The sequence below is a fragment of the Pseudomonas sp. S3_E10 genome, assembly GCF_054667615.1.
This window is the reverse complement of record NZ_CP162743.1, coordinates 2,726,589-2,741,335: the sequence shown is the minus strand read 5'-3', so window position 1 is coordinate 2,741,335 and position 14,747 is coordinate 2,726,589. Positions and strand designations below refer to the sequence as shown.

Below are 14,747 nucleotides of genomic sequence, written 5' to 3'. Positions count from 1 at the left end.
CTCTACCCCTGACGCGCAAGGGTGAAAACCGATAAGATCGCCGCAACCCGTCAGGAAAACTCACAGATGAGCCGCGACCTTCCCCCCTTAATGCCCTGCGTGCGTTTGAAGCCACCGCGCGGCTCAACAGCGTCAGCCAGGCTGCCGAGCAACTGCACGTGACCCACGGGGCAGTGAGCCGCCAGCTTAAAGTGCTGGAAGAACACCTGGGTGTCAGTCTGTTCAGCAAGGATGGGCGAGGCATTAAACTCACAGATGCCGGCGCTCGGCTGCGTGATGCCAGCTTCGAAGCGTTTGAGCGTTTAAGGGACGTGTGCGCTGAGCTCACCCAACGCAGCGCGGATGCGCCGTTTGTGCTGGGTTGCTCGGGCAGTTTGCTGGCGCGCTGGCTGATCCCGCGCTTGGGCCGCTTGAACGCCGACCTGCCTGACTTGCGCCTGCACCTGTCGGCGGGCGATGGCGACCTGGACCCGCGCCGCCCTGGGCTGGACGCTTTGCTGGTCTTCGCCGAGCCGCCCTGGCCGACGGATATGCACGTGTATGAACTGGCCAGCGAGCGTATCGGCCCGGTGATGAGCCCGCGTTTTGCCGGTTATGAGCGCCTGCGCCGGGCGCCGGCATCAGCCTTGTGCGGCGAAGCGTTGTTGCACACCACCTCGCGCCCGCAGGCCTGGCCTATTTGGGCGCGGCAACACGATATGGCGCCCGATGCGTTGAAACACGGCCAGGGTTTTGAGCATTTGTATTATTTGCTGGAGGCAGCCGTCGCGGGCTTGGGCGTAGCAATTGCACCGCAGCCGCTGGTGGCAGAGGACCTGCGTGCGGGTCGCCTGGTGGCGCCGTGGGGTTTCAGTGAAACCCCGGCGCACCTGGCGCTGTGGCTGCCCAAGCGCGCCGCGGACGGGCGCGCTCGGCAGTTGGCGCAGTGGCTCAAGGCTGAGTTGATGCGCCAACCGACTTAGTCACCGCGTTTGCACAGCAGGTAAGCCGCCAGCAGGCCCAGCGCGCCAACAGCGACACCGGCTGTAGTCCATGGGTGCTCCTGGGCGTAGTCGCGAGTGGCAACGCCGGTTTCGCGGATTTTGACTTTGCTTTCTTCGTAGGCGTCGCTGATCAGGTGGCGCGAGTGCTTGAGGGCATTCTCGGCGTTGCTTTTCAAGGCCTTCAGGGTCTTGCGCGACTCATCGGACGCATCGTCCTTGAGGCTCTCAAGGGACTTGAGCAGGCTCGAAATCTCGGCTTCCATGCTTTCCAGCGATGCTTTGCGTAAAGAAGTATTGGCCATGTGGATCTCCTGAAGTGATTGAGTGGCGTGTGTAGATACCGACTCCAGCGGTCTCAGAAAGTGCAGTAAATCTGAACTTTCACGTAGGAACGGTCGCCAGAGGCAGTATGAGCTTTGACTGCTAGGCTTTATTGACGACCCTCAGGAGAAACGCTATGTCTGATCATCACACCTACAAGAAAGTCGAATTGGTCGGTTCCTCGACCACCAGCATCGAAGATGCGATCAACAATGCGATTGCCGAGGCCAACAAGAGCCTCAAGCATCTGGAATGGTTCGAAGTGACCGAAACCCGTGGCCATATCGAAAACGGTAAGGTCGCCCACTACCAAGTCACGCTCAAGGTGGGATTCCGAATTGCCAGCAGTTGATCCGCTGAGTTGAACTTGCTGGCTGGCCGATTGCCATAACCTGCGCTACAACGATGGGGCGCCGACACTCAGTGTGTCGGCATGTTGTTTTCTATCAGCGCAAGGAAAGTAACGGATGAAAAAGTTTCTGCTAGCGGTAGGTTTGTTGAGCGTTGCGGGCACGGCCCTGGCGGCGGGCAAGCCTTGTGAAGAGCTGAAAAGCGAGATTGCAGCGAAACTCGACGCCAAGGGCGTTTCGGGGTATTCGCTGGAAGCCGTGGACAAAGGCGCTGCTGCCGACGCAAAAGTGGTCGGTACCTGCGAAGGCGGCACCAAGGAAATCGTCTACAAGCGCGGTTGATCCGTGATGCAGACATAAAATCGACGCACTTGCCCACAGGTGCGTCGATTTTTTTCGCCTGGGGTTCAGCCCTTCATCAACTGCGCCAGCAGTTCGTAGGAATGAATCCGGTCGGCGTGTTCATACAGGTCGCAGGTAAAAATCAGCTCATCGGCGCCGGTTTGTTCGATCAGCACCTCCAGTTTGGCGCGGATCTTTGCCGGGCTGCCGACCATCGCCAGGCCGAGGAAGCTACCGACCGCGTCCTTTTCATGAGGCAACCATAAGCCGTCCATGGTGTTGACCGGCGGGCGCTGCACCAGGCTTTGGCCGCGCATCAGCGCGAGGATGCGCTGGTACACCGATGTAGCCAGGTAGTCGGCCTGCTCGTCGGTGTCGGCGGCCACCAGCGGAATACCGAGCATCACGTAGGGTTTATCCAACACAGCCGAAGGCTTGAAGTGGTTGCGATACACGCGAATCGCCTCGTGCATCAAGCGCGGTGCGAAATGCGAGGCAAAGGCGTAGGGCAAACCGCGCTCGCCGGCCAGTTGCGCACTGAACAGGCTGGAGCCCAGCAGCCACACCGGCACATTGGTGCCGGTGCCGGGCACGGCGATCACGCGTTGGTCCGGTGTGCGCGGGCCCAGGTAAGCCATTAGCTCGGCGACATCTTCGGGGAAATCATCGGCGCTGCCGGAGCGCTCGCGGCGCAGCGCGCGCGCGGTCATCTGGTCGGAACCGGGGGCGCGGCCCAGGCCCAGGTCGATGCGTCCGGGGTACAGGCTTTCCAGGGTGCCAAACTGCTCGGCGATGACCAACGGCGCATGGTTGGGCAACATCACACCGCCCGAGCCGACGCGAATCGTGGATGTGCCGCCGGCCAGATAGCCCAGCAACACCGAGGTGGCCGAGCTGGCGATGCCATCCATGTTGTGGTGCTCGGCTACCCAGAAACGGTTGTAGCCGAACTTTTCCACATGCTGGGCCAGGTCCAGAGAATTGCGCAACGATTGCGCCGGACTGCCGTTGGCCCGCACGGGCACCAGGTCGAGGGTCGAGAACTTCACGTCGGACAGCGATTTCATAAGCCTGCTTCTCCAAGGGGGCGCGCAGGCTTTTAAGACGAACCAAGACCTGCCGCTGCATGTGCATGTTCTATGCAATGAGGGCATATACCCGAGATTCAATAGCCGGCAGGAAAATTTCCTACTGAATTGCTAGGTCTCTCCTACAGGGTGAACTTTGCCAGCGCTTCTATCCTCAGAACTCTACTGACGCAAAACCACCGTTCGAGGAGACCGCTATGAGCATCGTTAAAAAAGCATCTGCGCACTGGGAAGGCGACCTGAAGACTGGCCTGGGTTCCATCTCCACCGAAACCGGCGTACTGCGCGAAGCGCCTTACGGGTTCAAGGCGCGTTTTGAAGGTGGCAAGGGCACCAACCCTGAAGAATTGATCGGTGCGGCCCACGCGGGCTGCTTCTCCATGGCTTTTTCCATGATTCTGGGTGATGCAGGGCTTAAAGCTGACAGCATCGACACCCAGGCTGAAGTAACGCTGGACCAAGTGGATGGCGGCTTCGCGATTACCGCCGTGCATTTGATTCTCAAGGCCAAGATCCCCGGCGCCAGCCAGGCGCAGTTCGATGAACTGAGCAAAAAGGCCAAGGAAGGGTGCCCGGTATCCAAGGTGCTGAATGCGACCATCACCCTGGATGGCAGGCTGGTTAACTGACACGCTTTAATGTGGGAGGGAGCAAGCCCCCTCCCACATTTTAATGCTGCGTTAAATCAGAACTCGCGTTTCCAAACTGTGGTCGAATAGCCATATGCAGCCTAGGCGCACACCCGTGCGCAGTGCATTCAGGGAGCTTCACACATGAAACGTTTTACCTTGGCTATCATCTGCGCTGTGTTGGCCACTTCGGCCGTGGCCGCTCCAAAAGACTGTGAAGAACTCAGGAAAGAGATTGAAGTGAAGATCCAGGCCAAGGCGATTCCGTCCTACACCCTGGAAATCATCACCGCCGAAGAAGCCAAGAACCACGACAGCGCCATGATCGTCGGCTCGTGTGAAAACGGCACCAAGCGCATCATCTACCAAAAAAACAACGACTGATCAGAGGCAGTTCACGCTGCGTTCTTCGGCCAACAACTGACGGGCTGAGTCATACAGCCGGATATTGGGCGTGAACGCCAGCGAGCGGCCCTCCAGTACATAGCGCCGGCCGGCCTGGAAGTGGTCGTATTGCAAGGTCATGAAGCAGGTACGGTATTGGAGCGAGCTAAGACCGCCAAGGCCTCCGCCAGTGGGCACCTCAAAGTCAAAGCGCACCATCAGTTCGTGGGCCCCGGGCGGCATTTGGAAATAACGCCCATCATCGAGATTTTTGCCATCCAGACGCTGCGCCATCACCATCTTGGCGCCCGGTGTCGGCGTGATGAAATCGACCCAGGCCTGTTGCGGGTCAGCGGGCGGCACAGAGGTGGACGTACAGGCGCTGATGAGCAGGGCGGCGAGGCAAAGCAAGAGCTGGCGCATGACAGGCACTCGGCGATAGGAAGAGTATTTTTGTGAGTATAACCACGAACCTATTACCTAGGAGCCGTCAGGGCATGGTCAGGCGTTTTCTTGCAGGGTCGATGGTTGTGCTGCTCAGCGGTTGCTCCAGCGTCAGTTACTACGGCCAACTGGCGGGCGGCCAATGGCAGCTTTTGCGGGCGCGGGAGCCGGTTACGAAGGTGATCGCCGACCCCTCGCGCGCGCAGCCGTTGCGTGATCATCTCGCTCAATCCCAGAAAGCACGTACCTTCGCCAGCGAACATCTGCACCTGCCCGACAACCAGAGTTACCGGCTGTATGCCGATATTGGTCGGCCCTACGTGGTGTGGAATGTCTTCGCCACGCAGGAATTTTCCCTGTCTGCCGAGAACCATTGCTTCCCCATCGCCGGATGCGTGGCCTATCGCGGCTACTACAACCAGGGCGCGGCACGGGGCGAGGCGGCGTTATTGCGCCAGCAGGGCATGGATGTATCAATGGGCGGTGTCGAGGCCTATTCCACGTTAGGTTGGTTCAACGACCCGATCATGAGCTCGATGATGAATTGGGGCGATGAACGCCTGGCCACACTGATCTTTCATGAGTTGGCCCACCAGCGCTTCTACGTGAAGGACGACACGGAGTTCAACGAGTCATTCGCCACTTTCGTCGAGCAGGAAGGCACTCGCCAATGGCGCGCCGCCCGTGGTTTGGCGCCTCAAAGCGACACGATGTTGAAACAGCGCGACCAGTTTATCCAGCTGATCCTCGACACTCGCAAACGCCTGGAAAAACTCTACGCTCAGCCCTTGGCAGCGGGTGTGATGCGCCAGGCCAAGGCCGCCGAATTTGAGCGGTTGCGCAGTGACTATCGCCAAGTGCGCGATAGCCAATGGGGTGGCGATAAACGTTATGACGCCTGGATCAACCAGCCGATGAACAACGCGCGGTTGTTGCCGTTCGGGCTCTATGACCAGTGGGTGCTGGCGTTTGCGGCGTTGTTCAGGCGCGAAGGAGGGGATTGGGTGAAGTTCTATGCCGCGGTTGAGAAGCTGGGCGGATTGCCGATCGCGCAGCGCAAAGCGGCGTTGAAACAGTTGGAAGGTATTGATTTATAGGGCCTCATCGGGGGCAAGCCCCCTCCCACAGTGGGAGGGGGCTTGCCCCCGATGACGACCTCAAGGCCGCCGCAAAAAAGCCTGATGCATCTCAGCCAACGTCTCAAAATGCCACGTCGGCGCCTCAGCATTCAATTCCTCATAGCTGCCAAACCCATACCCCACCGCCGCGCAATCGAGCCCATTGCTGCGCGCACCGATCAGGTCATGCTTGCGATCACCGATCATCAAGGTGGTGGTGGGGTCCAGGCCTTCTTCGCTGATCAAATGCGCAATCAGCTCGACCTTGTTGGTGCGCGTGCCATCCAACTCGCTGCCGTAAATCAGCTTGAAGTGCCTGGCAAAGTCGAAATGCCTGGCGATCTCGCGGGCAAACTCCCACGGCTTGGAGGTCGCCACGTACAAGTGGCGGCCCTGGCCGTTGAGTTCTTCCAGCAGCGGCAGCACGCCATCGAACACGCGGTTTTCATACAGCCCGGTGACCTTGAAGCGCTCGCGGTAGAAATTCACCGCTTCCCAGGCCTTGGTTTCATCGAAGCCGTAGAACTGCATGAAGGCCTGCAGCAACGGCGGGCCGATGAAGTGTTCGAGCTTGCCCAGGTCCGGTTCATCGATGCCCAGTTTGCCGAGGGCGTACTGGATCGAGCGGGTGATGCCCTCGCGAGGATCGGTGAGGGTGCCGTCCAGGTCGAACAGGACGGTTTGGTAAGGCAGGCTCATTGGTCGAACCCCTGGGCCAGGTGCAGGTCTTTGAGCTTCACGTAGTTCGCGGCGCTGTAGGTGAAAAAGGCGCGCTCTTTGTCAGTCAGCGCGCGGACTTGTTTAACCGGGCTGCCCACATACAAAAAGCCGCTGTCGAGTTTCTTGCCCGGTGGCACCAGGCTGCCGGCGCCAATGATCACGTCGTCTTGCACCACCGCGCCGTCCATCACGATGCTGCCCATGCCGATCAGGATGCGGTTGCCCACGGTGCAGCCATGCAGCATGACCTTGTGGGCGATGGTCACGTCGTCGCCGATCAGCAGGGGGAAGCCATCAGGATTGAACGGCCCGGCGTGAGTAATGTGCAGCACGCAGCCGTCCTGGACGCTGGTGCGCTCACCGATGCGGATGCGGTGCATGTCGCCGCGAATCACGGTCAATGGCCAAACGGAGCTGTCGGTGCCGATTTCGACATCGCCGATCACCACCGCCGAAGCATCGACAAACGCCCCGGCGCCCAGGGTTGGCGTGTGGTTCTGATAGGTGCGAAGGGTCACGATAGGCTCTCTCTCTTCTGCTGATAGCTGCGGTGGGCGTTGATTGTAATTAAGATGGCCCCATCTTTGTCTTACCTGTTTCTTCAGCCAAGGTGCCAACCGTGAGCGCGAACAACCCTCTTCTGCAGTCCTACGACCTGCCGCCGTTCTCGGCGATCCGTGCCGAGCACGTCCAACCGGCCATCGAACAGATCCTCGCCGAAAACCGCGTGGCCATCGAAGGCATCCTGCAACGCCAGGGTAAAAATCCTACCTGGGCCGGCCTGGTGCTGGCCATGGACGAACTCAATGACCGCCTGGGCGCCGCCTGGAGCCCGGTCAGCCACCTCAACGCCGTGTGCAACAGTGCCGAACTGCGTGAAGCCTACGAGGCGTGTCTGCCTGCATTGAGCGCCTACTCCACCGAGATGGGCCAGAACCGCCAGTTGTTCCAGGCCTTCGAAGCCCTGGCCAACAGCCCTGAAGCCGCCGGTTTCGATGTGGCGCAAAAAACCATCCTTGAGCACTCCCTGCGTGATTTCCGCTTGTCGGGTATCGACCTGCCGCCGGAGCAGCAAAAGCGCTACGCCGAAGTGCAGAGCAAACTCTCCGAGCTGGGCAGCAAGTTTTCCAACCAACTGTTGGACGCCACCCAAGCCTGGACCAAGCACGTCACCGATGAAGCCACCCTCGCCGGCCTGACCGACTCGGCCAAGGCGCAAATGGCCGCCGCTGCACAGGCCAAGGGCCTCGATGGCTGGCTGATCACCCTGGAATTCCCCAGCTACTACGCGGTGATGACCTACGCCCAGGACCGCGCCCTGCGTGAAGAAATCTACGCCGCCTACTGCACTCGTGCGTCGGACCAAGGCCCGAATGCCGGTCAGAACGATAACGGCCCTGTGATGGAGCAGATCCTCGACCTGCGTCAGGAGTTGGCCCAACTGCTCGGTTTCGCTTCCTTCGCCGAGCTGAGCCTGGCCACCAAGATGGCCGAATCCAGCGATCAGGTGCTGAGTTTCCTACGTGACCTGGCCAAGCGCAGCAAGCCGTTTGCCGCTCAGGATCTGCAACAGCTCAAGGCTTACGCCGCTGAACAAGGCTGTGCCGACCTGCAAAGCTGGGACAGCGGTTTTTACGGTGAAAAACTGCGTGAGCAGCGCTACAGCGTGTCCCAGGAAGCGTTGCGCGCCTACTTCCCGATCGACAAGGTGCTGGGCGGCCTGTTTGCCATTGTGCAGCGCCTGTACGGCATCGAGATCGCCGAGCAAAAAGGCTTCGACACCTGGCACCCGGATGTTCGTCTGTTTGAAATCAAGGAAAATGGCGAGCACGTCGGGCGCTTCTTCTTCGATCTGTACGCCCGCGCCAACAAGCGCGGTGGCGCCTGGATGGACGGCGCCCGTGACCGTCGCCGCACCGTCGACGGCGTGCTGCAAAGCCCGGTGGCCAACCTGGTGTGCAACTTCACGCCGGCCGACAGCGGCAAACCTGCCCTGCTGACCCACGACGAAGTCACCACCCTGTTCCACGAATTCGGCCACGGCCTGCATCACCTGCTGACCCGCGTCGAACACGCCGGCGTGTCCGGCATCAACGGCGTGGCGTGGGATGCGGTGGAGTTGCCGAGCCAGTTCATGGAGAACTGGTGCTGGGAGCCGGAAGGTCTGGCGTTGATCTCCGGCCACTATGAAACCGGTGAGCCTCTGCCTCAGGACCTGCTGCAAAAAATGCTCGCGGCGAAGAATTTCCAGTCCGGCCTGATGATGGTGCGCCAGCTGGAGTTTTCGCTGTTCGACTTTGAAATGCACGCCACCCATGGCGATGGCCGCAGTGTGGCGCAGGTGCTCGAAGGCGTGCGTGACGAGGTGTCGGTGATGCGTCCGCCGGCCTACAACCGTTTCCCCAACAGCTTTGCGCACATCTTTGCCGGTGGTTACGCGGCGGGGTACTACAGCTACAAGTGGGCCGAAGTACTCTCGGCGGATGCCTTTTCCAAATTCGAGGAAGACGGCGTGCTCAATGCAGACACCGGTCGCGCCTTTCGCGAAGCGATCCTGGCGCGCGGCGGTTCCCAGGCGCCGATGGTGCTGTTCGTCGACTTCCGCGGACGCGAGCCGTCGATTGACGCACTCTTGCGCCATAGCGGCCTGAGTGAGGACGCGGCAGCATGAGCGAAGGGCCTGTGATCACCAAGAAGCAATTTATCGCCGGGGCGGTATGCCCGGCGTGCAGCGAACCGGACAAGCTGAAGATGTGGACCGAAGACAGCGTGCCGCACCGCGAGTGTGTGGCCTGCGGGTATACCGATACCTTGAATGACCAAGGGTTGTCGGTGCCCAAGGAGCTGGGTACGCGGGTCAATACCTCGGCACTGAAAGCGCCGGCCGACCCTAAGGTTCAGGCGGTGCAATTCTTCCCGAACCCGAAGCTTAAAAAAGACTAAAGGCCTTACGCAGGCCAATGTGGGAGGGGGCTTGCCCCCGATGGCGCAAGGTCAGCCAGCCTCGGTATAGGCTGACCCACCGCCATCGGGAGCAAGCCCCCTCCCACTTTTTTGCGCGTTGAAACCATTTCCCAATGCTTAGCCTGCTATCCTTTGTAACCATTGATTGCCAAAAATAGACGAGCCGTTCTCCAGAAACGGCCGAATAAACCCGTGACCCCATGATGAGGTGCCCCCATGTCTGATCAAGATCAAGACAACCCCCGGCGTGACTTTTTGCGCAAATCCTTGACCTTGATCCCGGTGGTCACGGTTGCCAGCACTGGCCTTGGCGGCTCCATGCTGATGGCGGCACCTGAACCTGCGCAGGCCGCGCCAGCCCAGCCTGCTGCGAGTGACAAGGCCTACGAACCGACCTATTTCACGGCCGAGGAATGGGCGTTTATCAACGCCGCCGTCGAGCGCCTGATCCCGGCCGATGCCCAAGGCCCTGGTGCGCTGGAAGCGGGCGCGCCGGAGTACATCGACCGCCAGATGAACACGCCGTATGCCAGTGGTGCGTTGTGGTTCATGCAAGGCCCGTTCAACGCCGACGCGGCGCCGGAGATGGGCTGGCAGAGCAAATTGGTACCCAAAGAGATCTACCGCCTGGGCATTGCCGCTACGGATGCTTGGTCCAAAGCGTTCAACGGTAAAGCTTTCGCTGAGCAAGACAGCGCTACCCGAGACGATATGTTGCGTCGCCTGGAGGCGGGCGGCAACGAACTGACCGCGCATTTTGACGCGGTGCCGCCGAAAATGTTCTTCAACCTGTTGCTGCAAAACACCAAGGAAGGGTTCTTTTGCGACCCGATCCACGGTGGCAACAAGGGCATGGTCGGCTGGACCATGATCGGCTTCCCCGGCGCCCGCGCCGACTTTATGGATTGGGTAGAGCGCAACGAGCAATACCCTTTCCCGGCCGTTTCCATGCGCGGCGAGAGGGCATAAACGTGGCGACCATCATGAAAAAAGTAGACGCGGTGATCGTCGGTTTTGGCTGGACCGGCGCGATCATGGCCAAGGAACTGACAGAAGCAGGCCTCAACGTGCTGGCGCTGGAGCGCGGGCCGATGCAGGACACCTACCCTGACGGCAACTACCCGCAGGTCATCGACGAATTGACCTACAGCGTGCGCAAGAAACTCTTCCAGGACATTTCCAAAGAGACCGTGACTATTCGCCATAGCGTGAATGACGTTGCCCTGCCCAATCGTCAGCTTGGCGCGTTTTTACCGGGCAATGGCGTCGGTGGCGCGGGCCTGCATTGGTCCGGGGTGCATTTTCGTGTCGATCCGATGGAGCTGCGCATGCGCAGCCATTACGAAGAGCGCTACGGGAAAAATTTTATTCCCAAGGACATGACCATCCAGGATTTCGGTGTCAGTTATGAGGAGCTGGAGCCGTTCTTCGACTATGCAGAAAAGGTCTTCGGCACCTCCGGCCAGGCCTGGACGGTGAAAGGGCAACTGGTGGGTGAAGGCCGTGGCGGCAACCCCTACGCGCCGGACCGTTCCAACCCGTTTCCACTGGCATCGCAGAAAAACACCGTCTCCGCGCAGCTGTTTCAGAAAGCGGCGGCCGAGGTTGGCTACAAACCCTACAACCTGCCGTCCGCCAATACTTCAGGGCCGTACACCAACCCCTACGGCGCGCAGATGGGGCCGTGCAACTTCTGCGGTTTTTGCAGTGGCTACGTGTGCTACATGTATTCCAAGGCGTCGCCGAACGTGAACATTTTGCCGGCGTTGCGCCAGGTGCCCAATTTTGAACTGCGGCCCAATAGCCACGTGCTCAAGGTCAACCTCGACAGCACCGGCAAAAAAGCCACCGGCGTGACCTATGTAGACGCCCAGGGCCGTGAAGTCGAGCAACCGGCTGACTTGGTGATCCTCGGCGCGTTCCAGTTCCACAATGTGCGCCTCATGCTGCTGTCGGGCATCGGCAAGCCGTACGACCCGATCACCAATGAGGGCGTGGTGGGTAGGAACTTCGCTTACCAGAATATGGCGACCATCAAGGCGTTCTTCGACAAGGACACCCACACCAACAATTTCATCGGTGCCGGCGGCAATGGCGTGGCCATCGATGACTTCAACGCGGATAACTTCGACCACGGGCCCCATGGCTTCGTGGGCGGCTCGCCGATGTGGGTCAACCAGGCCGGCAGCCGACCGATCGCCGGTACGTCAAACCCGCCGGGCACCCCAGCCTGGGGCAGTGCGTGGAAGCGCGCCACCGCCGATTACTACACCCATCAGGTGTCGATGGATGCCCACGGTGCCCATCAATCCTACCGGGGTAATTACCTGGATCTGGACCCGGTCTACCGCGATGCCTACGGCCTGCCGTTGTTGCGGATGACGTTCGACTGGCAAGAAAACGACATCAAGATGAACCGCTTCATGGTCGAGAAGATGGGCAAGGTTGCGCAAGCGATGAACCCCAAGGCCATCGCCGTGATCGGCAAAAAGGTCGGTGAGCACTTCAACACCGCGTCGTACCAGACCACCCACCTCAACGGCGGAGCGATCATGGGCACCGACCCGAAGACCAGCGCGTTGAACCGCTACCTGCAGAGCTGGGATGTACACAACGTGTTTGTCCCAGGTGCGTCCGCTTTCCCACAGGGCCTTGGCTATAACCCTACTGGCCTGGTGGCGGCGCTGACCTACTGGTCGGCGCGGGCGATTCGCGAGCAGTACCTGAAGAACCCCGGCCCACTGGTTCAGGCATAAGGAGCGATGACCATGAAAGCATTCGTTAGCGCCTCTTTGGCACTGTTCAGCAGCTGTTCGGTAAGCGCGGCCGAGGCCGACCTGATCAAGCAGGGCGAATACCTGGCCCGCGCGGGTGACTGCGTGGCTTGCCACACCGCCAAGGGCGGCAAGCCCTTTGCCGGTGGCCTGCCGATGGAAACCCCGATCGGCGTGATCTATTCCACCAACATCACCCCGGACAAGAGCGGCCTGGGCGACTACAGCTTCGAAGACTTCGATAAGGCCGTGCGCCATGGCGTCGCCAAGAGCGGTAGTACGCTTTACCCGGCGATGCCCTACCCGTCTTACGCGCGTGTCAGCGACAGCGATATGCAGGCGTTGTATGCGTACTTCATGAAGGGCGTGGAACCGGTTGCGCAGGAGAACAAGAGCAGTGACATCCCTTGGCCCCTGAGCATGCGTTGGCCATTGGCGGCGTGGCGCTGGATGTTTGCGCCTGAGGTAGCGGAAAAACCGGCGGCGGCGGACGTCGACCCGGTGATCAGTCGTGGCGCTTACCTCGTGGAAGGCCTGGGCCATTGCGGCGCGTGCCACACACCGCGCGCCCTGACCATGCAGGAAAAAGCTCTGAGCGCCACGGACGGCAGTGCATTCTTGTCCGGCAGCGCGCCGCTGGAAGGCTGGATCGCCAAAAACCTGCGTGGCGACCATAAGGACGGCCTCGGCAGCTGGAATGAAGACCAGTTGGTGCAATTTCTCAAGACCGGTCGCAGTGATCGCAGCGCGGTGTTTGGCGGCATGAGTGACGTGGTTGTCCACAGCTTGCAATACATGTCGGAAGAAGACCTGACCGCTGTCGCCCGTTACCTCAAGAGCCTGCCGGCAGTGGATCCCGACGATCAACCGCATCAGTACGACAAACAGGTGGCCGAGGCCCTGTGGAAGGGCGACGACAGCAAGCCGGGCGCGTCGGTGTATATCGACAACTGCGCGGCTTGCCATCGCACCGATGGCCATGGCTACACCCGCGTATTCCCGGCGCTGGCGGGCAACCCGGTGTTGCAGACGGCGGATGCGACCTCGTTGATCAACATCGTGTTGAACGGCGGCACCTTGCCTGCCACCCACACGGCGCCGTCCACGTTCACCATGCCGGCGTTCGCCTGGCGTCTGTCGGACCAGGAAGTAGCGGATGTAGTCAGTTTTATCCGTGGCAGTTGGGGCAATAAAGGCGCGCCGGTCAGCGCAAGCGAGGTGGCCGACCTGCGCAAGCACGACATGCAGACTACCTCGGGCGATGACCTGGGCCAGGTCACACAAAAGCACTGACCGCCAAACGGCACTGGTCAGAAATCGTGCGCCTCGATACTGTATATAAAAACAGTATCGAGGCGCTTTATGTCTACTCCGCTGCCGCCCCGTGGCCGGGGCACCGCCACTAACCTGCACAATCGCTTTGCGCCCACGGTCAGCGTGGCCGAGGACGACGGCTGGTACCAGGAAGTGCCACCCACCCAGGGCACCGAAGTGCGCATCGAAACGGCCAAGACCATCATCACCCGCAACAACTCGCCGGATTTGCCGTTCGACCGTTCGATCAACCCTTATCGCGGTTGCGAGCATGGCTGTATCTACTGTTATGCACGGCCCAGCCATGCCTATTGGGACATGTCGCCAGGGCTGGATTTCGAAACCAAACTGATCGCCAAGAGCAACGCCGCCGATGTGCTGGAACAGCAGCTGTCCAAGCCGGGCTACGTATGCGCGCCGATCAACCTGGGTTCCAACACCGATCCGTACCAGCCTATCGAGCGTGAATACAGGATCACCCGGCAAACCCTCGAAGTGCTGCTGCGTTACCGGCACCCGGTGACCATCATCACCAAGGGCTCGCTGATCCTGCGCGACCTCGACCTGCTCACTGAGCTGGCGCGGCAACGGCTGGTGGCGGTGATGATCAGCCTTACCAGCCTGGATGATGAGCTCAAGCGCATCCTGGAGCCGCGTACGGCGGCGCCAAAGGCAAGGTTGCGCGCGATCCGGGTAATGCGCGAGGCGGGTATCCCGGTGGGTGTGCTGTGCTCTCCGATGATTCCGATGATCAACGACAGCGAGCTGGAAAGCCTGCTGACTGAAGCCCATGCCGCCGGTGCGCAAAGCGCGGCCTACATGATGCTGCGCCTGCCGCTGGAGGTGGCGCCGCTGTTCGAGGAGTGGCTGGCGGCGCATTATCCGCAGCGTGCGGCCCATGTGATGAGCCTGGTGCGGCAGGTACGCGGTGGCGAGGTATACGACAGCCGCTTCGGCGTGCGCATGCGTGGCGAAGGGCCCTTTGCCGATCTGTTGGCGCAGCGCTTCAGCAAGGCGATCAAGCGCCTGGGGCTCAATCGTCGGGAGGGTTTCAACCTGGACTGTACGGCGTTCTGCCCGCCGGGCAGGCAGATGGCATTGTTGTAGACTGCTGCGCGGGAACGCACCGTTCCTGTCGCGATGGTCGCGTTTTGATATCACTGAAACCCTCGATCTAGAGCGGTTCATTCAGTTTGAGTTAAGTTTCGACGGTTACCTTGTTCCGCGAGTGACTGATGAGTCGGCATTCGGGTCTTTGGAGTTTTACAACTATTCCACTGGCTGAGCGTCGAACTGTCCTGAACACTCCCCCTGCA

Annotated in this window: 16 protein-coding genes and 1 pseudogene; 12 read left to right on the top strand and 5 right to left on the bottom strand. The window is 60.4% G+C overall.

The window, feature by feature from the left end; genetic code table 11:
* The first annotated feature begins 66 nt into the window (after positions 1-66).
* Positions 67-962 (top strand): annotated as a pseudogene (locus AB4N98_RS12345) (LysR family transcriptional regulator).
* Here AB4N98_RS12345 and AB4N98_RS12340 read toward each other — a convergent pair.
* Positions 959-1,285: an ElaB/YgaM/YqjD family protein gene (locus AB4N98_RS12340; protein ID WP_003170746.1), complete on the bottom strand. Its 327-nt coding sequence runs from the start codon at positions 1,283-1,285 to the stop codon at positions 959-961. The pseudogene AB4N98_RS12345 and the gene AB4N98_RS12340 sit on opposite strands and share 4 nt — an antisense overlap.
* Before the next feature lie 155 nt (positions 1,286-1,440).
* Here AB4N98_RS12340 and AB4N98_RS12335 point away from each other — a divergent pair, with 155 nt between their 5' ends.
* Positions 1,441-1,656, top strand: coding sequence for a dodecin (locus tag AB4N98_RS12335; protein WP_003170747.1), 216 nt, complete (start codon positions 1,441-1,443; stop codon positions 1,654-1,656).
* 115 nt (positions 1,657-1,771) lie between these two features.
* On the top strand, positions 1,772-1,996 hold the full coding sequence (locus AB4N98_RS12330) for a DUF1161 domain-containing protein (protein WP_017528711.1): 225 nt from the start codon (positions 1,772-1,774) through the stop codon (positions 1,994-1,996).
* Between the two features lie 65 nt (positions 1,997-2,061).
* On the opposite strand, the gene AB4N98_RS12325 is transcribed toward AB4N98_RS12330, so the two are convergent.
* Positions 2,062-3,063 (bottom strand): LLM class flavin-dependent oxidoreductase, encoded by a 1,002-nt coding sequence (locus AB4N98_RS12325; protein ID WP_017528712.1) that lies wholly within the window; start codon positions 3,061-3,063, stop codon positions 2,062-2,064.
* A 218-nt stretch (positions 3,064-3,281) separates the two neighbouring features.
* On the opposite strand from AB4N98_RS12325, the gene AB4N98_RS12320 reads away from it, so the two are divergent.
* Positions 3,282-3,713: an OsmC family protein gene (locus AB4N98_RS12320; RefSeq protein WP_065879200.1), complete on the top strand. Its 432-nt coding sequence runs from the start codon at positions 3,282-3,284 to the stop codon at positions 3,711-3,713.
* Positions 3,714-3,857: 144 nt separating this feature from the next.
* Complete coding sequence (locus AB4N98_RS12315) at positions 3,858-4,097, top strand: DUF1161 domain-containing protein (RefSeq protein ID WP_017528713.1); 240 nt, start codon at positions 3,858-3,860, stop codon at positions 4,095-4,097.
* Here the strand turns inward: AB4N98_RS12315 and AB4N98_RS12310 are convergent, their stop codons facing one another.
* Complete coding sequence (locus AB4N98_RS12310) at positions 4,098-4,520, bottom strand: PA0061/PA0062 family lipoprotein (RefSeq protein ID WP_065879199.1); 423 nt, start codon at positions 4,518-4,520, stop codon at positions 4,098-4,100.
* A gap of 74 nt (positions 4,521-4,594) precedes the next feature.
* Here AB4N98_RS12310 and AB4N98_RS12305 point away from each other — a divergent pair, with 74 nt between their 5' ends.
* Positions 4,595-5,638 (top strand): aminopeptidase, encoded by a 1,044-nt coding sequence (locus AB4N98_RS12305; RefSeq protein WP_065879198.1) that lies wholly within the window; start codon positions 4,595-4,597, stop codon positions 5,636-5,638.
* A gap of 60 nt (positions 5,639-5,698) precedes the next feature.
* Here the strand turns inward: AB4N98_RS12305 and AB4N98_RS12300 are convergent, their stop codons facing one another.
* Together AB4N98_RS12300 and AB4N98_RS12295 are read right to left on the bottom strand one after the other, a co-directional pair.
* The gene (locus AB4N98_RS12300) at positions 5,699-6,358 is read right to left on the bottom strand and encodes an HAD family hydrolase (RefSeq protein WP_068937956.1); all 660 of its coding nucleotides are present in this window, start codon (positions 6,356-6,358) and stop codon (positions 5,699-5,701) included.
* Complete coding sequence (locus AB4N98_RS12295) at positions 6,355-6,897, bottom strand: gamma carbonic anhydrase family protein (RefSeq protein ID WP_017528717.1); 543 nt, start codon at positions 6,895-6,897, stop codon at positions 6,355-6,357. The genes AB4N98_RS12300 and AB4N98_RS12295 overlap by 4 nt, the downstream gene beginning before the upstream one ends.
* Before the next feature lie 101 nt (positions 6,898-6,998).
* Here AB4N98_RS12295 and prlC point away from each other — a divergent pair, with 101 nt between their 5' ends.
* The 6 genes from prlC to AB4N98_RS12265 all read left to right on the top strand — a co-directional run bounded on the left by prlC (position 6,999) and on the right by AB4N98_RS12265 (position 14,538).
* Entirely contained in the window at positions 6,999-9,050 is a 2,052-nt protein-coding gene (gene prlC / locus AB4N98_RS12290) for an oligopeptidase A (protein ID WP_017528718.1), read from the top strand.
* Positions 9,047-9,322 (top strand): YheV family putative zinc ribbon protein, encoded by a 276-nt coding sequence (locus AB4N98_RS12285; RefSeq protein ID WP_017528719.1) that lies wholly within the window; start codon positions 9,047-9,049, stop codon positions 9,320-9,322. Before prlC ends, AB4N98_RS12285 begins: the two co-directional genes overlap by 4 nt.
* Before the next feature lie 237 nt (positions 9,323-9,559).
* Positions 9,560-10,312 carry a gluconate 2-dehydrogenase subunit 3 family protein gene (locus tag AB4N98_RS12280; protein ID WP_017528720.1) on the top strand — a complete coding sequence of 251 codons (753 nt, stop codon included), beginning with the start codon at positions 9,560-9,562 and terminating at the stop codon, positions 10,310-10,312.
* Between the two features lie 2 nt (positions 10,313-10,314).
* Positions 10,315-12,099, top strand: coding sequence for a GMC family oxidoreductase (locus AB4N98_RS12275; RefSeq protein WP_017528721.1), 1,785 nt, complete (start codon positions 10,315-10,317; stop codon positions 12,097-12,099).
* A 12-nt stretch (positions 12,100-12,111) separates the two neighbouring features.
* Positions 12,112-13,410: a c-type cytochrome gene (locus tag AB4N98_RS12270; protein WP_460149474.1), complete on the top strand. Its 1,299-nt coding sequence runs from the start codon at positions 12,112-12,114 to the stop codon at positions 13,408-13,410.
* Between the two features lie 69 nt (positions 13,411-13,479).
* Positions 13,480-14,538, top strand: a complete 1,059-nt coding sequence (locus AB4N98_RS12265) for a PA0069 family radical SAM protein (RefSeq protein ID WP_017528723.1) — start codon at positions 13,480-13,482, stop codon at positions 14,536-14,538.
* The last annotated feature ends 209 nt before the right edge of the window (positions 14,539-14,747 follow it).